The sequence below is a fragment of the Leifsonia stereocauli genome (genome assembly GCF_038432415.1).
Classification (GTDB): domain Bacteria; phylum Actinomycetota; class Actinomycetes; order Actinomycetales; family Microbacteriaceae; genus Orlajensenia; species Orlajensenia stereocauli.
In genome coordinates this window covers 251,207-271,071 of sequence record NZ_JBCAUN010000003.1, presented here as the reverse complement: position 1 = coordinate 271,071, position 19,865 = coordinate 251,207, and the positions used below count along the sequence as shown (strand labels likewise).

General features: G+C 70.3%; 18 protein-coding genes and 1 pseudogene. 9 read left to right on the top strand and 10 right to left on the bottom strand.

Going from position 1 to position 19,865, the window contains the following annotated elements; translation table 11 throughout:
- Positions 1 to 63: 63 nt before the first annotated feature.
- A complete protein-coding gene (locus AADV74_RS15355; protein WP_342115673.1) occupies positions 64 to 1,236 on the top strand; it encodes a MarP family serine protease in 1,173 nt (390 codons plus the stop codon).
- A 142-nt stretch (positions 1,237 to 1,378) separates the two neighbouring features.
- Here AADV74_RS15355 and AADV74_RS15350 read toward each other — a convergent pair.
- A pseudogene (locus AADV74_RS15350) lies at positions 1,379 to 2,598 on the bottom strand (serine hydrolase domain-containing protein).
- Between the two features lie 135 nt (positions 2,599 to 2,733).
- On the opposite strand from AADV74_RS15350, the gene AADV74_RS15345 reads away from it, so the two are divergent.
- Genes AADV74_RS15345 through AADV74_RS15335 form a run of 3 tightly spaced genes read left to right on the top strand, consistent with a single transcriptional unit; the run spans position 2,734 to position 5,079 of the window.
- On the top strand, positions 2,734 to 3,852 hold the full coding sequence (locus tag AADV74_RS15345; RefSeq protein WP_342115671.1) for an alcohol dehydrogenase catalytic domain-containing protein: 1,119 nt from the start codon (positions 2,734 to 2,736) through the stop codon (positions 3,850 to 3,852).
- 22 nt (positions 3,853 to 3,874) lie between these two features.
- Positions 3,875 to 4,624, top strand: a complete 750-nt coding sequence (locus AADV74_RS15340; RefSeq protein ID WP_342115669.1) for an SDR family oxidoreductase — start codon at positions 3,875 to 3,877, stop codon at positions 4,622 to 4,624.
- Positions 4,621 to 5,079: a MaoC family dehydratase gene (locus AADV74_RS15335; protein ID WP_342115666.1), complete on the top strand. Its 459-nt coding sequence runs from the start codon at positions 4,621 to 4,623 to the stop codon at positions 5,077 to 5,079. Before AADV74_RS15340 ends, AADV74_RS15335 begins: the two co-directional genes overlap by 4 nt.
- A gap of 134 nt (positions 5,080 to 5,213) precedes the next feature.
- On the opposite strand, the gene AADV74_RS15330 is transcribed toward AADV74_RS15335, so the two are convergent.
- A complete protein-coding gene (locus tag AADV74_RS15330; protein WP_342115664.1) occupies positions 5,214 to 6,470 on the bottom strand; it encodes an acetyl-CoA C-acetyltransferase in 1,257 nt (418 codons plus the stop codon).
- Positions 6,467 to 7,741 carry an acyl-CoA dehydrogenase family protein gene (locus AADV74_RS15325; protein ID WP_342115663.1) on the bottom strand — a complete coding sequence of 425 codons (1,275 nt, stop codon included), beginning with the start codon at positions 7,739 to 7,741 and terminating at the stop codon, positions 6,467 to 6,469. The genes AADV74_RS15330 and AADV74_RS15325 overlap by 4 nt, the downstream gene beginning before the upstream one ends.
- A gap of 137 nt (positions 7,742 to 7,878) precedes the next feature.
- On the opposite strand from AADV74_RS15325, the gene AADV74_RS15320 reads away from it, so the two are divergent.
- The 5 genes from AADV74_RS15320 (at position 7,879) to AADV74_RS15300 (ending at position 13,122) form a co-directional block, all read left to right on the top strand.
- Complete coding sequence (locus AADV74_RS15320) at positions 7,879 to 8,541, top strand: QsdR family transcriptional regulator (protein WP_342115661.1); 663 nt, start codon at positions 7,879 to 7,881, stop codon at positions 8,539 to 8,541.
- A 3-nt stretch (positions 8,542 to 8,544) separates the two neighbouring features.
- Complete coding sequence (locus AADV74_RS15315; RefSeq protein WP_342115659.1) at positions 8,545 to 8,982, top strand: acyl-CoA thioesterase; 438 nt, start codon at positions 8,545 to 8,547, stop codon at positions 8,980 to 8,982.
- 163 nt (positions 8,983 to 9,145) lie between these two features.
- A complete protein-coding gene (locus tag AADV74_RS15310; protein WP_342115657.1) occupies positions 9,146 to 10,228 on the top strand; it encodes a phosphotransferase family protein in 1,083 nt (360 codons plus the stop codon).
- Positions 10,228 to 11,430, top strand: a complete 1,203-nt coding sequence (locus tag AADV74_RS15305; RefSeq protein ID WP_342115656.1) for an acyl-CoA dehydrogenase family protein — start codon at positions 10,228 to 10,230, stop codon at positions 11,428 to 11,430. The genes AADV74_RS15310 and AADV74_RS15305 overlap by 1 nt, the downstream gene beginning before the upstream one ends.
- A 90-nt stretch (positions 11,431 to 11,520) precedes the next feature.
- Positions 11,521 to 13,122 carry a long-chain-fatty-acid--CoA ligase gene (locus AADV74_RS15300; RefSeq protein ID WP_342115655.1) on the top strand — a complete coding sequence of 534 codons (1,602 nt, stop codon included), beginning with the start codon at positions 11,521 to 11,523 and terminating at the stop codon, positions 13,120 to 13,122.
- A 179-nt stretch (positions 13,123 to 13,301) separates the two neighbouring features.
- Here AADV74_RS15300 and AADV74_RS15295 read toward each other — a convergent pair whose 3' ends face one another.
- The 7 genes from AADV74_RS15295 to AADV74_RS15265 form a co-directional block, all read right to left on the bottom strand.
- The gene (locus tag AADV74_RS15295; protein ID WP_342115653.1) at positions 13,302 to 14,594 is read right to left on the bottom strand and encodes an ABC transporter substrate-binding protein; all 1,293 of its coding nucleotides are present in this window, start codon (positions 14,592 to 14,594) and stop codon (positions 13,302 to 13,304) included.
- Positions 14,595 to 14,605: 11 nt separating this feature from the next.
- Positions 14,606 to 15,829, bottom strand: coding sequence for a branched-chain amino acid ABC transporter permease (locus AADV74_RS15290; RefSeq protein WP_342115651.1), 1,224 nt, complete (start codon positions 15,827 to 15,829; stop codon positions 14,606 to 14,608).
- On the bottom strand, positions 15,826 to 16,704 hold the full coding sequence (locus tag AADV74_RS15285; RefSeq protein WP_342115649.1) for a branched-chain amino acid ABC transporter permease: 879 nt from the start codon (positions 16,702 to 16,704) through the stop codon (positions 15,826 to 15,828). Before AADV74_RS15285 ends, AADV74_RS15290 begins: the two co-directional genes overlap by 4 nt.
- A 2-nt stretch (positions 16,705 to 16,706) precedes the next feature.
- Positions 16,707 to 17,423: an ABC transporter ATP-binding protein gene (locus AADV74_RS15280; RefSeq protein ID WP_342115647.1), complete on the bottom strand. Its 717-nt coding sequence runs from the start codon at positions 17,421 to 17,423 to the stop codon at positions 16,707 to 16,709.
- Positions 17,420 to 18,166, bottom strand: a complete 747-nt coding sequence (locus AADV74_RS15275) for an ABC transporter ATP-binding protein (protein WP_342115645.1) — start codon at positions 18,164 to 18,166, stop codon at positions 17,420 to 17,422. Before AADV74_RS15275 ends, AADV74_RS15280 begins: the two co-directional genes overlap by 4 nt.
- Before the next feature lie 315 nt (positions 18,167 to 18,481).
- Positions 18,482 to 18,931 (bottom strand): hypothetical protein, encoded by a 450-nt coding sequence (locus AADV74_RS15270; protein ID WP_342115643.1) that lies wholly within the window; start codon positions 18,929 to 18,931, stop codon positions 18,482 to 18,484.
- 133 nt (positions 18,932 to 19,064) lie between these two features.
- Positions 19,065 to 19,826, bottom strand: coding sequence for an SDR family NAD(P)-dependent oxidoreductase (locus tag AADV74_RS15265; protein WP_342115640.1), 762 nt, complete (start codon positions 19,824 to 19,826; stop codon positions 19,065 to 19,067).
- Positions 19,827 to 19,865: the final 39 nt, after the last annotated feature.

Here is a 19,865-nt window from a genome sequence, read left to right as displayed (position 1 = left end):
GGAGGATGCCGCAGAGTAGAGCGGATGGCCACCCGGCCTCGGTGACCGTCTCCAGGAGCAATTGTGCCCGCATCCGTCGTTCTCGACATCGTCGTGATCGTTCTGCTGATCGCGGCCGCCGTCTCAGGCTGGCGCAGCGGGTTCCTCCGCAGCGTGTTCACCGCCATCGGCCTCGTCGTCGGCGGCATCGCGGCCTACCTGCTCCTGCCCGTGTTCACCACGTGGACGACATCACCCGGCTGGCGCATCGCGATCGTGCTGGGTGGCGGCATCCTGCTGCTCGTCGTGGGCGAGGCCATCGGCAGCATGATCGGCCGTCTGCTCAGCCGCGGCGTGCGGGTCATCAAGCTCGCCCCCATCGATCGCGCGGCCGGGCTCGTCACCAGCACCGTCGTCGTGGCCCTCGTGCTCACGACCGTGGCCGGCGGCATCAGCGGCTTCGGCATCCCGCCCGTGACCCAGGCCATCGCCGGAAGCGCCACCCTCAGCTCGATCGACAGGCTCACCCCTGCTCCGGCGAAGTCGTTCCTCGCCGGCGTGCGCGCCTCGACAGTGAACGACGCCCTGCCGTGGGTCATCGACACGATCGCGCCGCCGGCATCGGTGCCTCCGATCGCCGACCTCGACACGGCCTCCCCCGCACTCACTGCTGCGGGAGCCTCGGTCGTGCGCGTCTCGGGCAACGCCTACCAGTGCGGCCAGAGTCTCACCGGCAGCGGCTTCGTCGTGAGCGACGACCGTGTGGTCACCAACGCCCACGTCGTGGCCGGAGTCGACGAGCCCGTCGTCGAGGCGCCGGGCGAGCAGCCGCGTGCCGCGAGCGTCGTCTACTTCGACGACGCCACAGACCTGGCCGTGCTCGAGGTCGACGGCCTCGACGCGTCGCCCCTGCCGCTCGGCGACGTTCCCGCCGTGGGCTCGGCCGCTGCAGTGCAGGGTTACCCCTTCGGCGGACCGTTCGTGTCGCTGCCCGCCACGATCGCCGAACTCTCCGCGATTCCGAAGGCGGATGCCGCAGGCCCGCGCGAGGTCTACGCCCTCTCGGCCGACATCAACCAGGGCAACTCCGGCGGTCCGCTGCTCAGTCCCGATGGCGCCGTGATCGGCGTGGTGTTCGCGAAGTCGGCCGCCATCGACGACGTCGGCTACGCGCTGGCGATCAGCGAGCTGCAGCCCGTGGCCGCCGCGGCACCGTCGTTGAGCGACACTGTGTCATCCGGCGCCTGCGCGGCCTGAGCGGCATCCGCCCGCCATGGCCCCGCACAACGAAGGCCGGATTCGGGCTCGCCCGCGTGTCGCCCGCTGACAGGCGGCGTGTCGCACGAACCGGCCTGAATCGTGCGCGCCGAGCACTCCACCTCACGGCGACGCGCGGCCGCTACTTCAGCGCCCTGTACACGGCCGCCGTGTACGCATCGGAGCGCGGCGAGCCGATGATCCCCGGCGACATCCTGTTCATCACGTAGGCGAAGGTCAGGCGGCGCTGGGTGTCTGCGATCACGAGCGAGCCGCCCCATCCGCCCCAGAAAGCCACGCGTCCCTCGGGGATGTTCGGTGTGCTCACCGGATTCGACAGGGCGTAGCCGAGGCCGAAGCGCAGCGGCAGCTCGAGCACCATGTCGACGTTGTCGGTGTGCTCGGCGAAGATGCGGTCGATGGTCTCCGAGGAGAGCAGGCGGATGCCATCGATCTCCCCGCCCTGCGCCACGACGCTCTGGATGCGGGCGACCGAACGCGCATTGCCGTGCCCGCCGGCTCCGCCGAGGCCGGCGGCACGCCACTGGCGCGTCCACGTGAACGATGCCTCGAGCGGAGGACCGGTGAGGGTTCGGAACGGGATCGAGTCGGGCGGGAGCCGGGTGATGTCGATGGTACCCGGCGGCGGCACGACGTTGCTCACCCTGTGGTCCTCGCTCGCGGGGAGGCCGAGGTGGAGTCGGCGCCCAGCGGGCCCGCGATCTCACTCGCGACGAAGTCGCCGAGGCTGCTCCCCGTGACTCGACGCACCAGCTCACCGAGCAGGTGGCCGTAGTTCAGCAGGTGGTAGCCGGATGCCGCTCCAGCGGGCCACCACGGAGCCTGGGCTGCGAGGCGCGCGGCCGACGCCTCGACGTCGAGGATGTCGGCTCCGGCGATCGGCTGCTCCCACGCCGGCACTCCCGACGTGTGCATCAGCACGTGGCGAACGAGCACGCCCTCCTTGCCTGCCGCAGCGAACTCCGGCCAGTAGGTCGCGACGGGTTCGTCGGGATCGATCAGCCCGCGGTCGACGAGCATCAGCACGGCGAGCGCCGTGACCGTCTTCGAGATCGACCAGACGTTCGTGATGGTGTCGGACGCCCACGGCACAGCTCGATCGGGGTCTGCCCATCCTCCCCAGAGGTCGACGACGAGCTCACCGTCGAGCACCACCGCGAGAGAGGCGCCGAGCTCCTCGCCGGTGGCGAGCCTGCTCTCGAACTCGTCGCGGAGCCCGGCGAAGCGTTCATCGACCACGCCCGCGATCGGAGCCTGCGCGGTAGCGGAAGCCTGGGCGGAGACAGGAGGCGCGGCGGGTGCGACGCCGGCCGGCGTCGTGGTGGGAGAGCTGCTCGTCATCGAGGTTCCTCACGGTCGTGGTGGAGATCCGTTTCGGAGCATACCGCGCAGTCGGTATGCTTGTCACGCGGCATCATGGACACACGGCGCCGCAGGGCAGCATCGACGGCAGCGCCCACACGACGAGGAGGTCGGATGCGCATCATCGGAGCAGTACTCGAGCAGTCGGGCGCGGAGCCGCCCTTCGCGAGCTCGCATCCGTTCACGGTCGGGCCACTCGAGCTCGACCCTCCCGGCCCCGGCGAGATCCTCGTGCGCATCGAGGCGGCCGGCGTCTGCCACTCCGACCTCAGCGTCGTCGACGGGAACCGGGTGCGCCCGACCCCCATGCTGCTCGGGCACGAGGCGGCAGGCATCGTCGAACAGCTCGGCGACGACGTCGACGACCTGCCTCTCGGCACCCGAGTGGTCATGACCTTCCTACCGCGCTGCGGCGACTGCCCCGAGTGCGCGACCGACGGACGGCTGCCCTGCCGCGTCGGGAGCGCCGCGAACAACGAGGGCACCCTCGTGGGAGGCGGCATCCGGTTGCATCGAGGGGGAACGGGTTCCGACCGGGAGCCCGTGAACCACCACCTCGGCGTCTCGGGCTTCGCCAGCCACGCCGTCGTCAGCCGCACCTCGGTGGTGGCCGTCGATGCCGACGTTCCGGCCGAGATCGCCGCGCTGCTCGGCTGCGCGGTGCTCACAGGGGGCGGCGCCGTCACCAACGCCGGCAACCCGGCGCCCGGGTCGCGCGTGATCGTCGTGGGCCTCGGCGGCGTCGGCATGGCCGCCCTGCTCGTGGCCGTCGCCCTCGGACTCGAGGTGATCGGCGTCGACGCTGTTCCTGCCAAGCTCGAGCTCGCACGCGAGTTCGGGGCATCCGCCGCCCATGGCCCAGCGGAGGCGACCGAGGCCGGCCTCACGGCCCCGCTCGTGATCGAGGCCGCCGGCTCTGCGCGCGCCTTCGAGACGGCCTTCGCGCTGACGGCCCCCGGAGGCACGACGGTGACGGTGGGGCTGCCGGCTCCGGATGCCAGGGCCAGCGTCTCACCCCTCCTTCTGACCGCGCAGGCCAGGACGGTCATCGGGAGTTACCTCGGGTCGGCCGTTCCGAGCCGGGACATTCCGCGCTACGTCGACCTGTGGCGCAGCGGCAAGCTGCCGCTCGAGCGCCTGGTGTCGTCGCACGTTCGCCTCGACGAGCTCGACGCCGCCATGGATCGCCTCGCCGCCGGCGGGGAGCTGCGCCAGCTCATCACCTTCCCCTGAACCGCCCACGAAAGGACAACGCATGACCCGCACCGCCATCGTCACCGGAGCCGCCCGCGGCATCGGAGCCGCAACAGCCGTCCAGCTCGCCGCCGACGGTTTCGCCGTCGCCGTGCTCGACCTCGATGCCGCATCCTGCGCCGACACCGTCGCCGCCATCGAGGCCGCCGGCGGTCGCGCCATCGCGGTCGGGGCGAACGTGGCCGACTCCGAGGCCGTGGCATCGGCAGTGGCATCCGTCGCCGAAGAACTCGGGGCACCGACAGTGCTCGTGAACAACGCGGGGATCCTGCGCGACAACCTGCTGTTCAAGATGACCGATGACGACTGGGACGCCGTGCTCGGCGTGCACCTGCGCGGTGCGTTCCTGATGAGCCGGGCCGTGCAGGCCTTCCAGGTCAAGGAGGGGTGGGGTCGCATCGTGAACCTGTCGAGCACCTCGGCGCTCGGCAACCGCGGGCAGGCGAACTACGCAGCGGCGAAGGCCGGCATGCAGGGCTTCACGAAGACGCTCGCGATCGAGCTGGGCCGCTACGGCGTGACGGCGAACGCCGTGGCGCCGGGCTTCATCCAGACCGACATGACGAAGGCGACGGCCGACAGGATGGGCGTCCCGTTCGATGACTTCCTCGCCGGAGCCGCGAAGGAGATCCCCGTGGGGCGCCCCGGCCAGCCCGAGGATGTGGCCGCGGCCGTGTCGTTCTTCTGCTCCGAGGCGGCGAGCTTCGTGTCGGGCCAGGTGCTCTACGTGGCCGGAGGGCCGAAGGCATGAGCATCCACATCGACTCCCCCGCGGCGCTGACGGATGCGATCGGCTCGGCCCTCGGACCGGGCGACTGGTTCACGATCGACCAGCGTCGCATCGAAGCGTTCGCGGATGCGACGGACGACCACCAGTGGATCCACGTCGACGTCGAGCGCGCCGCAGCCGGACCGTTCGGCGCACCGATCGCGCACGGTTTCCTCACCCTCTCGCTGCTCACGGCGCTCGCCTCGCCCCTGCTCGAGGTCGACGGCGTGGCGATGGGCGTCAACTACGGGTTCGAGAAGGTGCGCTTCCTGCAGCCGGTGCAGGCCGGGTCGCGGGTGCGCGCCGTCGGCACCATCGCGTCCGCCGAGGTGACGGGGTCGGGCGTGCGCGTGGTGCAGGACCTGACGATCGAGATCGAGGGTTCGGAGCGCCCGGCGCTCGTGGCCCAGTGGGTGACGCTGCTGGTGCCGGAATGACTGCTCGCTGAGCCCCGGACGCAGTCCGCGGGCGAAGCGCACCAAGCGAGCGATCGTTCTCGGTGCGCTTCGGGCGGTCGCTTCGCTCGGCCCTCAGCGAGCCGTTGAGGACCGAGCGGGCCGGCGAGCGGCCTCTAGAGGCGTTCCAGCACCAGCGCCATGCCCTGGCCACCGCCGACGCACATGGTCTCGAGGCCGTAGCGGCCTCCCGTGGCGGCGAGGCCGTTGATGAGCGTCGAGGTGATCCGGGCTCCGGTCATGCCGAACGGATGCCCCACCGCGATCGCCCCGCCGTGCACGTTGAGCCTCTCGGGATCGATGCCGAGCTCGCGCGCCGACGGGATGACCTGCGCTGCGAAGGCCTCGTTGATCTCGACCAGATCGATGTCGTCGATGCCCAGGCCCGCACGCGCCAGAGCGCGTCGCGACGACTCCACCGGCCCGAGTCCCATGATCTCGGGCGAGAGTCCGCTGACTCCTGTCGAGACGATGCGGGCGAGCGGGGTGAGTCCGAGCTCGTCGACCACGCGGTCGCTCACGATGACCACGGCGGCGGCTCCGTCGTTGAGAGGGCAGCAGTTGCCTGCCGTCACAGTTCCGTCAGGGCGGAAGACGGGGTCGAGCCCGGCGAGCGCCTCGAGGGTGACGCCGGGTCGAGGACCGTCATCCGTCGCCACGACAGTGCCGTCGGCGAGGGTGACCGGCGTGATGTCGCGGGCCCAGAATCCCGACGCCAGAGCGGCCTCGGCACGCTGCTGGCTGCGGGCGGCGAACGCGTCCTGCTCCTCGCGGGTGACGCCGCGCAGCTCGGCCACGTTCTCGGCGGTCTGGCCCATGGCGATGTACGCATCGGGCAGAAGCCCGTCGGCGCGGGGGTCGTGCCACGGGCGCAGGCCCGCGGCGGCCTCGGCGGCGGCATCCGGAGCCCCTGACACAGCCCGGGCCTCCGTTCGTGCCAGGGCGTCGTCGAACAGCTCGTTGGTGAGCTTCTCGCCCGGGATGTGGTCGCTCGAGCCGCGCATCGCGTGGCTGACCGACTCGACGCCCGCAGAGACGAAGATGTCGCCCTCGCCGGCCTTGATGGCGTGGAAGGCCATGCGCGTGGTCTGCAGGCTCGACGAGCAGTAGCGGTTCACCGTGGTGCCGGGCACCTCGTCGAGGCCGAGCAGCACGGCCACGATGCGCGCCATGTTCATGCCCTGCTCGCCGCCGGGCATGCCGCATCCGAGCATCAGGTCGTCGATGCGACCGGGATCGAGGGCGGGAACCGAAGCGAGGGCGGCCCGAACCATCTGGACGGTCAGGTCGTCGGGCCGGAGGCTCGCCAGCGATCCCTTGCGTGCACGGCCGATGGGCGAGCGCGCCGTGGCGACGATGTAGGCCTCGCTCATACGAAGGCCGCGATTCCGGTGATCGAGCGACCGACGATGAGGGTGTTCATGTCGTAGGTTCCCTCGAAGGTGTACACGGCCTCGGCGTCGGCGAAGTAGCGGGCGACGCCGTGGTCGAGCTGGATGCCGTTGCCGCCCATGATCTCGCGGCACCAGCCGACGACCTCGCGCATGCGCGCCGTCGCGAAGGCCTTGGCCATGGCCGAGTGGTGGTCCTTCTGGATGCCGAGGTCCTGCATCTCGGAGACCCTCATGCAGAGAGCGATGCTCGCGGTGATGTTCGAGAGCGAGTTGGCGAGCTTCTCCTGCACGAGTTGGAACGAGGCGATTGGCTTGCCGAACTGGTGGCGCTCCTTCGCGTAGGCGAGGGCCGCCTCGTAGGCTCCGACGGCCACCCCGATCGCCTGCCAGGCGACCTCGGCCCGGGTGAGGCGCAGGATGATCGCGACGTCGCGGAAGGAGTTGATGTTCGCCAGGCGGTCGGACTCGGGCACCACGACGTCGTCGAGCACGATGTCGGCGTTCTCCACGCCGCGCAGCGACTGCTTGCGTTCGATCTTCGTGGCGGTGAAGCCCACGGCGGGCTGCCGCACGATGAAGCCCTTGACCTGGTCGTCGGCGGTGTCGCGCGCCCAGATCACGACGATGTCGGCGAAGACGGCGTTGCCGATCCAGCGCTTCGAGCCGTTGAGCACCCATTCGTCGCGGCTGCCGCCGGCGCCGTCGTCGACTGTGCGGCGCGTGGCCGTGGTCTCGAGGCCCTTCGCCGTGTCGGAGCCGTGGCCGGGTTCGGTGAGACCGAACGCGCCGATGACCTCGCCGCGGGCCATCGGTCCCATCCACTCCTCGCGCTGTTCAGCGGAGCCTCCGACGCCGATGGCGTTCATGGCCAAGCCGCTGTGCACGCCGACGAAGGTCGCCGTCGACGGATCGGCCCGCGAGATCTCGAGGGCGACCCAGGCGCGGTAGACGGCGCTGTTCTCGAACTGGCGGGTCTCGGGCCACGAGGCCCCGAACAGCCCGAGCTCGGCGAAGCCGGGAATGAGGTGACGCGGGCTCTGCGCCTTCTCCCAGAGGTCGTCGGCGTAGGGACGCACCTCCCGGTCGAGGAACGCGCGGATGGCGGCGACGGAACGCTGCTCCTCCGAGGTGAGCTGCTGCTGGAACGAGTAGAAGTCGACATCGAGCACGTCGGCTTCCTCGAACTGCTGCAGGTCCGTGCGGCCGGAGCCGGCCTGCGCGGCGTCGGTGTGCCCGGTGGTGAGCGTCATCGCATCTCCATTCGTCGTGCCGTCTCGCGGCATCCGTTCATCGGTGAACAACCGTAGTATGCATCATTTTGCAGAATGTTGCATGTGAGTCCCGGATGCCGACCCCGAAGCCCTGAGTGCGGGGTAGAGTTCCGCACATGCCGACGACGACAGCACCCCCGACCACCGCGGTGAGCATCGCCACGGTCGGCCTCGCCGTGGCGCCGTCCTGGCTGTCGGAGCGCCTCCACACGACCGAAGGCGCCGGACACGCCGACGCTCAACGCGCTTTCGCCCTCGCCAGGGAGACCTTCATCAGCGGCAAGCGCATCGACATGACCGCTCTCGCCACGGCGCTCGGCGTCGACCGCACCTCGCTCTTCCGCTGGGTGGGCAATCGCGACGCGCTCCTGTCCGAAGTGCTCTGGTCGCTCGCGATCCCGACGCTCGTGCTGGCCGAGCAGGCGGCCGAGGGACAGCAGGGTGCCGAGCGGGTCGCGACCCTGCTCACCCACTTCGTCGACGACCTGATCAAGGCGCCCTACTTCCGGCAGTTCCTGCAGCGCGAGCCGGCGCGGGCCCTCCGTCTGCTGACGACCAAGGAGAGCGAGATCCAGCGTCGCTATGTGGCGACGGCCGAATGGATCGTGCGGCACGAGCTCGGCGACCAGCCCCTCGGCGGCGCCATCGACCCGGCCACGCTCGCCTACCTCCTCGTGCGCACTTCGGAGTCGTTCACCTATGCCGACCTCATCGGCGGCGACAGCCCGAGCACGGCACGGGCACGGGTGGCCTTCCGCTTCCTCCTGCGGGTGGGCTGACGGATGCCGCACTCCACGTCCGCTCCCACCTACAGCGTGCGCTCGCCTTTCGGCACCCGCTGGAACGACAACGACCAGTACGGTCACGTCAACAACACGGTCTATTACGAGGCCATGGACACGGCCATCAACACCTGGATGATGGCGAACGGAGGCCTCGATCCTCAGGGGTCGGCCATCGCCCTGTGCGCATCGTCGTCGTGCGACTTCGCGGCGTCTGCATCGTTCCCCGAGCCACTCGAGGTGGGCATCGGGATCGAGCGCCTGGGCACGTCGAGCATCACCTGGGCACTCGGCATCCTCCGGGCCGGCGAGGACGAGCCGATCGCGACCGGACGCTTCGTGCACGTGTTCGTGGATGCGGACACACGGCGGCCGACGCCGATCCCCGCCGCGATCCGCGCGGCGGTGGAGGAGCAGCTGGTCACCGCCGCTCGCTGAGGGCCGAGCGCAGCGACCGCCCGAAGCGCCGTCCGACGATCCGGGCGCTGAGAGCGCTTCGACCGCGGCCTCCGTCCGGCCCTCAGCGCACGGCACGCAACATACCGACCACGCGGTATGCTAGTTTCGAGAGCGCGCCGATGCGCATGAAAGGTGGTCGAGGATGACCGACTCCCCCGCGACGCCCGCGGACACCCCGGTCGGCGCCGTCCCGGGCCTCGACGTCGCAGGTCTCGAGGTGTGGCTGAGCGAAGCGCATCCGCAGCTCGCAGCCGGATCCCTCACCGCCCAGCTCATCACGGGCGGCAAGAGCAACCTCACCTATCGCATCGACGGCGCCGGCATCCCGCTCGTGCTGCGCCGCCCGCCGCTCGGCCACGTGCTCGCGACGGCCCACGACATGGCCCGCGAGCACAGGGTCATCTCCGCGCTGAGCGGCAGCGCCGTTCCGGTGCCGCCGACAGTCGCCATCGTCGATGACACCGCCGCCGACAGGGTCACCGGCACCCCCTTCTTCGTCATGGAGCTCGTCGAGGGCAGCGTGCTCGCGCGCCCCGCGCAGAATGCGGCCTTCACGTCGGCTGGACTCCACAGGATCGGCATCGAGCTGGCCGAGGTCCTCGCCGAGCTGCACTCGATCGATCCGGCATCCGTGGGCCTCGACGACTTCGGCAAGGGAGCCGGCTACCTCGAGCGGCAGCTGCGCACCTGGCGGCGACAGCTCGACTCCTCGCGGTCGCGCGACACCCCAGCCCTCGACCAGCTGCAGGACGCCTTGGGCGAGCGGATGCCGGACAACCCGCGTTCCGGCCTCGTGCACGGTGACTACAGACTCGACAACGCCATCGTCGCGGGCGACGGCGATGCGCCGCACATCGCGGCCATCCTCGACTGGGAGATGTCGACTCTCGGCGACCCCCTCGTCGACCTCGGCGTCTTCGGCATGTACTGGAACATCGACGAGCTCACCGGCGGGCGCCTCTTCGACAGCGCCGTCGACCTGACAGCCGGCTACCCCGACTTCGACGAACTGGTCGACGCCTACGCCGCCCGCGTCGGCCGATCTGTCCCCGACCTCGGCTGGTATCGCGGCTTCGCGGCCTACAAGCTCGCCGTGATCGCCGAGGGCATCCACTACCGCTACCAGCAGGGTGAGACCGTCGGCGCCGGTTTCGCGCACATCGGCGCCATGGTCGAACCCCTGGCCACCGACGGCCTCGCCCGCATCGCCCTCAGGAGGAACTGATGGACTTCAGCCACGACGCCAGCACGCTCGAGCTCATCGACAGGGTGCGCTCGTTCATCGACGAGCACGTGCTGCCGGCCGAGGCCGCGCTCACCGAGCAACTCGCGGCCGAGCCCGACGCCTGGAGCCCGCGCCCGGTCGTGCGGGAGCTGCAGCAGAAGGCCCGGGACGCCGGACTGTGGAACCTGTTCCTCCCCGGCGAGCGCGGTGCCGGGCTCACCAACCTTCAGTACGCGCCGCTCGCCGAGCTCACCGGATGGAGCCTGCGCCTGGCGCCGGCCGCGTTCAACTGCGCAGCCCCCGACACCGGCAACATGGAGGTGCTGAACGACTTCGGCACCCCCGAGCAGAAGGAGCGCTGGCTCGAGCCGCTGCTCGAGGCGCGCATCCGTTCCGCGTTCTGCATGACCGAGCCCGATGTCGCGTCGAGCGATGCCACCAACATCACCACCAGCATCCGTCGCGATGGCGACGACTACGTGATCACCGGCCGCAAGTGGTGGTCGACCGGCGCCATGAACCCCGAGGCGGCCATCTTCATCGTGATGGGGAAGACGGATGCCGAGGCGCAGCGTCACCGCCAGCAGTCGATGATCCTCGTGCCACGCGACACCCCCGGCGTCGAGATCGTGCGCCCGCTCACGGTGTTCGGCTACGACGACCGCGACCACGGCGGGCACGCCGAGATCGCCTTCACCGACGTGCGCGTGCCGGCGACGAACCTCATCGGCGGCGAGGGGGACGGCTTCGCCATCGCGCAGGCGCGGCTCGGGCCCGGACGCATCCACCACTGCATGCGAGCCATCGGGATGGCCGAGCACGCACTCGCCCTCGTGCGCGAGCGCGCCGCGACACGCGTGGCTTTCGGGCGGCCACTCACCGAGCAGGGCGTCGTACGCGAGTGGGTGGCGGAGTCGCGCATCCAGATCGAGGCACTGCGCCTGCTCGTGCTGAAGACCGCCTGGCTCATGGACACCGTGGGCAACCGCGAGGCCATGACCGAGATCCAGGCCATCAAGATCGCCGTGCCTCGGGCCGTGCAGCAGATCCTCGATCGGGCCATCCAGGTGTTCGGCGGCGCCGGGGTGAGCGACGACACGCCGCTGGCGGAGATGTTCGCCGGATCGCGCGTGCTGCGCCTCGCCGACGGACCCGACGAGGTGCACCTGTCGGCGCTCGGCAAGGCCGAGTTCCGGCGCTAGCGCCGCCCCAGATACCGCTGGTCGAGCGTCGCACTGAGCGCAGCGAGCAGGCGTATCGAGACCACTCTCACGTCAAGGAGACGCACGCCCATGACCCACACCCCTGACCCCGCGATCGACGGTGACGGCTTCGGCACCCTCTCGGTGGCGAGCATTCTGGCCGAGTCGGCCCGCCGCACCCCCGAACGCCCGGCCGTGCACTTCCTGGGGCACACCATCAGCTATGGCGAGCTCTGGGACCAGACCCGCGCCTACGCCGGCGCCCTGCAGGCCCGCGGCATCGGACGCGGCGATCGTGTGGCCATGCTGGTGCCGAACGTGCCCGACTTCGCCCGCGTCTACTACGCGGTGCTCTCCCTCGGAGCCGTCGTGGTGCCCGTGCACCTGCTGTTCAAGGCCGAGGAGATCGGCTACGTGCTGCGAGACAGCGGCGCCGACCTGCTCGTGGCCGCAGCGCCGCTTCTCGCCGCGGCCGTGCCCGCAGCGCTCGAGACCGGGGTCCCGCTCGTCACCGTGCTGGCGCCGGCGGGGACGCCGGGCACCGACGGGACGGAGCTGCCGCGCCTCGAGGCGGAGGCATCCGTCGCCGCCCCGATCGTGCGTCACGTGTCTGTTCGGCCGACGGATGCCGCGACCATCCTCTACACGAGCGGTACGACGGGAACACCCAAGGGCGCCGTGGGCTCGCACCTCGCCATCGTCGAGCAGGTGCATTGCGCGCTCATCGACGCCTTCGACATGACGCCGGACGACGTGATCTTCGGTGGCCTGCCGCTGTTCCACACCTTCGGGCAGACCGCCGTGATGAATGTGGCGTTCCGGCGCGGGGCGTCCGTCATCCTGCTGCCGAAGTTCGACGCCGACCAGGCACTCGAGTTGCTCGTGGCGCATCGGGCCACGGTGTTCACGGCCGTGCCGACGATGTTCGTGGGCATGATCGAGGCCGCCCGTCGAACTGAGGTGCGGCCTCCGCTGCGCTACGCCGTCTCGGGAGGGGCTGCGCTGCCTGTTGCCGTGCTCGAGGCCTTCGCCGCGGAGTACGGCGCGCAGGTGCACGAGGGCTACGGCCTCACCGAGACCTCCCCGACGGTGTCGTTCAACACAGTGTTCGAGCCGATCAGGCCCGGCACGGTGGGGCGGCCGTACTGGGGCATCGATGTGGCCATCGCCGAGGCCGAGGTGGAGGGCCGCATCGAGTTCTCGCCCGACGGCGAACTCGGCGAGATCGTGGTGCGCGGCCACAACCTGTTCAAGGGCTATCTCGGGCGGCCGGATGCCTCGGCCGAGGCCGTGGTCGACGGATGGTTCCGCACCGGAGACCTCGGAACCTACTCCGAGGGCATCGTGACAATCGTCGACCGCAAGAAGGACATGATCGTGCGGAACGGCTACAACGTGTACCCGACCGAGGTGGAGGCCGTGATCGTGCGGCATCCGTCGGTGGCGCAGGCGGCGGTCTTCGGACTCCCGGACGCCACACACGGCCAGGAGGTGCACGTCGCCGTGGTCCCCCTCGACGGACACGAGGTCGACGCCGAGGAGATCGTGGCGTTCACGAAGGAGCGCATCGCGGCCTACAAGTACCCGCGCGTGGTGCACCTCGTCGACGCTCTGCCCGTGGGCGGTAGCGGCAAGGTGCTGAAGCGGGAGCTCGCGGCGAGATTCGCGACCGTCGACGCGCCGGTGCGCTGAGGCGCTGAGGCGCGAAGGCGCTTCGACCGCGGACCCCGTCCGGGCCTCAGCGAGCGGCTCATCAAGTACGCTCGCTGAGGGCCGAGCGCAGCGGCCGCCCGAAGCGCACACCGACGGGCAGGGCGCCATTCACGCGAATGCCGCGGACCCGGTCGGTCCGCGGCATCCGGTGCGTGAGTCTACTCAGCGGCGACGGGCACTCCCTCGTTCTCCACCGCCACGGGCTCGGCATCCGAGACCGAGACCGAACCCTCGCCGTCGCTCACGTAGGTCGTTCCGATGTAGTCCTGCACGCCCTGGTCGACGGTCGTGATGCCGACGCCGCGGTAGGCCGCGTGGCTGTCATCGCCGAACGAGAGGGGGAGGATGCCGTTGCCGACCAGGTCGCCGGAGCTGACGGCCTCGAGCAGGCTCTCCCGCGTCGGGTTCTCGCCGGCCGCGGCCAGCGCCTCGGCGAACAGATACCCGACGGACATGCCGAACATCGTGTTGCCGTCGAAAGGGGCACCGTCGTTGAACTCGGTGTTGATCTTCTCGAACAGCTCGCTCCAGTCGTTGCCCTGCCGCGCCGGCAAATAGTTCGAGCTCACGAAGCCCTGCAGCAGCTTCGGACCGACGTCCTCACCGAGGAAGCCGACCAGCGTCGGGTAGTCGGCGCCCGATGACGAGGAGAACCACTGGGTGAACCAGCCGAGCTTGGCTGCGGTTCCGATGGCCAGGGCCGTGAACCCGTTGACCGTCGCGAGCATGTTGATCTCGCATCCGGCGGCCTTCATGGCACTGACCTGCGCCACGACGTCCTGGTTCGACACGGAGTAGCGCTGCACGCTGGTGAGCCCGTCTGCCCCCAGGACGTTCTCGGCGCCGGTGATGAACTCGTCGCCGAAGTCGTCGTCCTGGCCGAGCAGGCACACCTTCTTGCCGGCGAACTCGTCGGTCGCGTACTGCGCCAGCGCCTCGCCCTCGGTCACGTAGTCGGCGTTGAACGCGAAGGTGTACGGGTACTTCTCGGGCTGGTTCCAGCTCGTGGAGCCCGAAGCCACGAACAGGTCCGGCACCTTCTTCTGGTTGAGGTAGTCGAGCACCGAGGTGTGCGTCGGCGTTCCGAGGCCGTTGAGGATGGCGAAGACGTCGTCGTCCTGCACGAGCTCACGCGCCACGGTCTGCGTGGTGGCCGGGTTGTAGCCGTCGTCCTTGACGAGGTACTCGATGGTGCGCCCGTTGATGCCGCCGTTGTCGTTCACGTAGTCGAAGTAGGCCTGCGTTGCGGCCGAGATCGACGAGTAGCCCGCAGCGGCAGGCCCGGTGAGCGGCTGGTGGGTGCCGATGGTCACGGTGTCGTCGGTGACACCGGGAGCCGGGGCATCCGGGCTCTGGGCCGCAGGCGTGCTGCACGCCGCGAGTGTGATGAGCATGGCGGATGCCGCGGCGACGGCGATCGCGCGGCTGTGTGGTGCGCTTCGGTGTGACATGGGTGACCTCTCTATTCCTGTGTGGGCTGCTCTGTTGCTGTGGTGGATGGTGCCGGGGTGGAAAGCGCTGGGGGGATGGAGGGAGTCGAGGGTCGGATGGGCCGGCGCAGCGTCAGCCGGGTCGGCAGGGCCCCGCGGATGCCGGCCGGCCAGAGCAGCGTCACGACGATGAGCAGGGCGCCGAACACGAGCACGGGCAGATTGCCGGAGAGTCGCTGGGTGAGGTCGGCCGGCAGGTCCATCGCTCCGGTGATGGTTCCGATGAGCCAGGGCAGGAGCACGATCACGATCGAGCCGAGCAAGGCGCCGAGCATGCTGCCGAGGCCGCCGATCACGACGGCCACGACGAGCAGCAGCGAGAAGGCGAGGGTGTAGGCGCCAGGGCTCACGGACTGCGTCACGAAGCAGAGCACGGCTCCGCCGGCGCCGGCTGCGACAGCGCTCACCGTGAACGCGAACACCTTCACCCGGCCGGCGCGCACACCGCTCAGGCGCGCGGCCACCTCGTCGTCGCGAACGGCTCGCATCCGGAGCCCGAGCACACCCGAACGGATGCCGCTCAGCACGGTCACGACCACGGCGGCGGCGCCGATGGCCACCCACGCCTGCCACTGCTCGACCGCGATGATCGCGGCGAGGGCGGGCGGCACGTCGTCGTAGGCGATCTGCAGCCCCTGGTCGCCGCGGAGCACTCCGCTGAACACGGCGGTCACGGCGGGCAGCGCGATCACGAGGGCGAGGGTCACGCCGGCGAGATACGGTCCGCGCAGGCGTGCGGCGGCGAGGCCGAGGAGCAGGCCGACCACGCCGGATGCCCCGAGGGCCGCCAGCATCGCCAGCGCGAAGCGGGCGACGCCGTCGACCCCGGCCTCCGTCAGCGCATTCGCCGTGATGGCGTAGCCGTAGCCGCCGACGGCCATGAGTGCCGCGTGCCCCAGCGAGAGCTGTCCGGTGAGACCGATGAGCAGGCTGAGCCCGGCAGTGGCGCAGAAGTAGGCCGCCACCAGGGCGAGCTGGTAGTTGCGGTACGGATCGAGCAGGAAGGTGCCGCCGATGGCCAGCGCCGTGAGCACGAGGGCCGTGCCGAGGAGTCGGGTGCGACGCCGACCCGTGGTGCGGGCGCGGGCGACGGATGCCGTGAGCGACGGGGTACTGACACCCATTCCGTTCGCTGAAGCCCGGACGAAGTCCGCGGCCGAAGCGGCACTACCGGACAGCTCGGACTCTGCGCTCATGCGACACGCGCCTCTCGTGCCGAGAAGATGCCGCCCGGTCGTACCAGCAGCACGGCCACGAGCAGCACCAGCACGGCGATCGGGGCGACGGTCGCACCGAGGTAGCCGGTGACCAGGCTGATGGCGATGCCGACGATCAGTCCGCCGACCAACGCACCGACGGGTGAATCGAGACCGCCGACGACGGCCACGGTGAAGGCGTAGACGAAGAGCATGTCGGCCGAGTGCGGGCTGAGGCCGAGTTCCGTCGGCACGAGCAGCAGGGCGGCCAGGGCACCGACGGCGGCGGCGAGCATCCAACCGATGGTGAGCATGCGCGAGACCCGCACTCCGAGCAGCCGCGAGACCTCCGGGGCGAACGCCGAGGCTCGCAACTGCAGGCCGAGCGACGTGCGGGTGAAGAGCAGCGCGAGCACCGCCATCACGACGACGGCGACGACGAGCACGAACACGTCGTAGGGCGAGAACACCGGAACCCCGCCGACCAGGATGGGGCTCTGGTCGAACGGGGCGGCCATCGGTCGATACTGCTGGCCGAAGGCGATGCCCAACACCGACTGCAGCACCATGACGACGCCGATCGCGATGATCACTCCGGCCAGTGGCGAGTCGCGCGGGGCGAAGCGCATGATCCCGCGCTCGACGACGTAGCCGAGCAGGGCGCCGGCCACCAGTGCGCTGGCGAGCCCCGCCCAGTACGAGCCCGTGAACGCTGTCACGGCGAAGGCGACATAGGTGGCGACGACGGCCATCGCCCCCTGAGAGAAGTTGACTATGCGCGCGGCCCGCCAGATGAGCACGAGCGCGAGCGCGAACAGCGCGAAGATCGCGCCGCGGGCGATGCCTGTGGCGAGGAGGAAGAGCAGTCTGTCCATGGTCAGAACCCCAGGTAGGCGTGACGCAGGGCGTCGTCGGTGAGCAGGTCGGCTGCCGGTCGGTCGGCCACGACGCTGCCCAGGGAGAGCACGACGCCGGAGTCGGCGATGGCGAGGGCGCTGGTCACGTTCTGTTCGGCGAGCAGCACGGTGAGCCCGGTGTCGTCGCGGAGCCTCCGCAGCACGCCGAGGATCTGGGCGACGACGCGCGGTGCGAGTCCGAGCGACGGCTCGTCGAGCAGCAGCATCCGGGGTCTCGCGATGATGGCTCGTCCGAGGGCGAGCATCTGCCGTTCGCCGCCCGAGAGTTGGTGGCCGGATGCCGCCCGCCGACGCGACAACGGCTCGAAGAGCTCGTAGATCTCGTCGACGGCCGCGGTGAGCTGGCGGCGGTCGAAGCGCCAGAGTCCCCCGAGTCGCAGGTTCTCGTCGACGGTGAGCTCGGCGACGACGCTGCGCCCCTCAGGCACCTGGGCGAGTCCGCTGCGGGAGCGATCCTCGACGCTCACGCTCGAGAGGTCGCGACCGTCGAGCACGATGCGTCCCGAGGCCGGTGGGACCAGACCCGAGATGGTGCGCAGCAGGGTGGTCTTGCCTGCGCCGTTGGCACCGAGGAGTGCGACGATGGCGCCCTGCGGAATGGCGAGCCGCACCTCGTGCAGCACGGGGGACCCGCCGTAGCCGGCCGTGATGGCGTCGATCTCGAGGAGCGCCGTCATGCTGCAGGCTCCACACCCAGATAGGCCTCCTCGACGCGGGGGTCGGCCTGCACCTCGGAGGGCGTGCCGCTCGCGATCACGCGACCGAAGTCGAGAACCACGATGCGATCGGCGAGGCTCATCACGAAGTCCATGTGGTGCTCGACGAGGAGCACCGAGCATCCCGTGGCCGCGATGGCGCGCACGATGCCGGCAAGGTCGGCGATGTCTTCGGAGCCGAGGCCGCCGGCCGGCTCGTCGAGCAGGAGGAGCTGCGGATGCGTCACCAGCGCACGGGCGAGGGCGACGCGCTTGCGCTCGGGGTAGGGCAGCGACGCCACGGGGCGGGCGGCTTCCGCGGCGAGGCCGAGGGCGGCGAGTTGGTCTGTGGCGGCGAGGATCGCGTCCTTCTCGCCCCGCGACCTCCCGCCGGCGCTCCCGAGTCCGAGCGGCACGAGGACGTTCTCGAGCACTGTCATGGAGTCGAAGAGGCCGAGGCCCTGCAGCGTACGGGAGACACCGCGGCCGACGAGCGCCGTGGGAGCCGCGGGAGCTGGGCGCCCGTCGATGTCGATGCTGCCACTCGCACGGCGCACGAGCCCGCACACGGCGTTGAAGACAGTGGTCTTGCCCGCGCCGTTCGGGCCGATGAGCGCGAGCGTCTCTCCGTGGGCGACGTCGAAGGAGACGTCATCGAGGGCGGTCAGGCCGCCGAAGGCGACAGTGAGCCCGCTGATCCGCAGCCGTGGCGTTGGTGTGTGCATCGGCACCTCTTCGTGTCGTGATGCCAACACCTTACAACAGAAACCGACCAGACGGTATGCGGATGTTGCACCGACCTCTCGTTCGCTGAGGCACGGACGAAGTCCGCGGTCGAAGCGCGCCGGCGAGCGGCTCCACGATGCGCTTCGGGCGGTCGCTTCGCTCGGCCCTCAGCGAGCGGGGGGGGCTACCCGCCCAGCGTCACCTTCAGGATCTTCTCGTTGCTGACGTTCGCGACGGGGCGTCGGCGAGACCACCCTGCCGCGCACCACCTGTCGGGCGCGCTGCAGTGCGCCGACTTCAGGCTGGCCCCGCGGTCAGACTCCGCGCGTGCCCGCGCCGTGTGCGCCACCGTCGTTGTCGGAGCCACGGTCGCTGGTTCCGTCCACATCAGGATCCACCTCGTCGGCCCGCCTGGCATGGTCCTCAGCCTCGACACGAAGGCCCTCGGCATCCTCCTGGTGCTCGGCGGCCTGCCGCTTCAGCCGCTCGGCGTCGAGCTGCGCCTGGCGCGCTGCCGCATCGGCCTTCGCTGCATCCGCCTGCGCCTGTTGAGCCTCCGCCGCGGCCTGGGCAGACGTCGCCTGCCGTTCACGGGCCGCCAACTCTCGTTCGGCCGCTGCGTCCCGAAGTTCCGCCGCCTTGTCGCGCCCGGCCTGCTGCTTCGCCTCACGACGCTTCGGCGCCGTGATCAGAAGCACGGCCACCACCACGATGATGACGACGACCACTGCGACGATGATCCAGATCCACGCACTCGTATCCACTTCGATTCACCTCAATCAGATCGACCCCGCCTTCAGACAATCTCTCACCGGCCTCGAGCCATAGGGCTTGCTTTCTGCCGGTGGGTCTGATTCAGGCCCGGTGGGGTGTCTTCACGTCGCCGTGGGAGTTCTCTCAGTGGTGCGGTATGCCCGCGATCATGCCCCCGTCGACCACGAACTCGGCGCCGCTGGTGAAGCGTGACGCGTCGCTCGCCAGGAACACGATCGTGCCGGCGACGTCGTCGGGAACACCCGGCCGCCCGAGCGGGATGTCGATCCTGGCCGGGTCGATGCGCGTGGTCATGTCGGTCAGGATCAGGCCGGGATGCACCGAGTTCACCCGGATTCCGGATGCCCCGAGCTCGACCGCGAGCGACTGGCTGAGCCCGCGCACCCCGAACTTCGACGCCGTGTAACCGTGCAGGCCCGGCGAGCCCCGCATGCCCTCGACCGAGGAGATGTTGATGATCGAGCCGCTGCCCTGCGCCTTCATCTGCGGCACCACGGCGCGGCAGCCCAGGAACACGCCGGTGAGGTTGACCGCGATCACGGCGTCCCACTTCGCCAGGGTGAGGTGCTCGATGGGTGCGGCGTTGGCGATGCCGGCGTTGTTCACCAGCACGTCGAGCGAGCCGAAAGCGGCGACGGATGCGGCCACAACACGGTCCCACGCCGCTTCATCGGTCACATCCAGGGCCTGGAACACGGCCTGCTCGCCGAGCTCGGCGGCGAGCGCCGCGCCCTCCTCCTCGAGCAGGTCGGCGATGACGACCCTGGCGCCGGCCGCATGCAGCGAACGCACGTAGGCCTCACCGAGGCCGCGCGCTCCGCCCGTGACGAGCGCGACGCGCCCCTCGAGATCCGTCATGGTGCTGGTGTTCCCTTCGCTCGTCATCGTTCGCTGAGGCTCGGGCGAAGCCCGCGGTCGAAGCGC

Coding starts and splice junctions, on each gene's coding strand:
- AADV74_RS15265 (WP_342115640.1), bottom strand. CDS start 19,826: ATGACGAGCGAAGGGAACACCAGCACCATGACGGATCTCGAGGGGCGC.
- AADV74_RS15300 (WP_342115655.1), top strand. CDS start 11,521: ATGACCCACACCCCTGACCCCGCGATCGACGGTGACGGCTTCGGCACC.
- AADV74_RS15295 (WP_342115653.1), bottom strand. CDS start 14,594: ATGTCACACCGAAGCGCACCACACAGCCGCGCGATCGCCGTCGCCGCG.
- AADV74_RS15345 (WP_342115671.1), top strand. CDS start 2,734: ATGCGCATCATCGGAGCAGTACTCGAGCAGTCGGGCGCGGAGCCGCCC.
- AADV74_RS15285 (WP_342115649.1), bottom strand. CDS start 16,704: ATGGACAGACTGCTCTTCCTCCTCGCCACAGGCATCGCCCGCGGCGCG.
- AADV74_RS15325 (WP_342115663.1), bottom strand. CDS start 7,741: ATGACGCTCACCACCGGGCACACCGACGCCGCGCAGGCCGGCTCCGGC.
- AADV74_RS15310 (WP_342115657.1), top strand. CDS start 9,146: ATGACCGACTCCCCCGCGACGCCCGCGGACACCCCGGTCGGCGCCGTC.
- AADV74_RS15290 (WP_342115651.1), bottom strand. CDS start 15,829: ATGAGCGCAGAGTCCGAGCTGTCCGGTAGTGCCGCTTCGGCCGCGGAC.
- AADV74_RS15335 (WP_342115666.1), top strand. CDS start 4,621: ATGAGCATCCACATCGACTCCCCCGCGGCGCTGACGGATGCGATCGGC.
- AADV74_RS15280 (WP_342115647.1), bottom strand. CDS start 17,423: ATGACGGCGCTCCTCGAGATCGACGCCATCACGGCCGGCTACGGCGGG.
- AADV74_RS15305 (WP_342115656.1), top strand. CDS start 10,228: ATGGACTTCAGCCACGACGCCAGCACGCTCGAGCTCATCGACAGGGTG.
- AADV74_RS15340 (WP_342115669.1), top strand. CDS start 3,875: ATGACCCGCACCGCCATCGTCACCGGAGCCGCCCGCGGCATCGGAGCC.
- AADV74_RS15320 (WP_342115661.1), top strand. CDS start 7,879: ATGCCGACGACGACAGCACCCCCGACCACCGCGGTGAGCATCGCCACG.
- AADV74_RS15275 (WP_342115645.1), bottom strand. CDS start 18,166: ATGCACACACCAACGCCACGGCTGCGGATCAGCGGGCTCACTGTCGCC.
- AADV74_RS15315 (WP_342115659.1), top strand. CDS start 8,545: ATGCCGCACTCCACGTCCGCTCCCACCTACAGCGTGCGCTCGCCTTTC.
- AADV74_RS15330 (WP_342115664.1), bottom strand. CDS start 6,470: ATGAGCGAGGCCTACATCGTCGCCACGGCGCGCTCGCCCATCGGCCGT.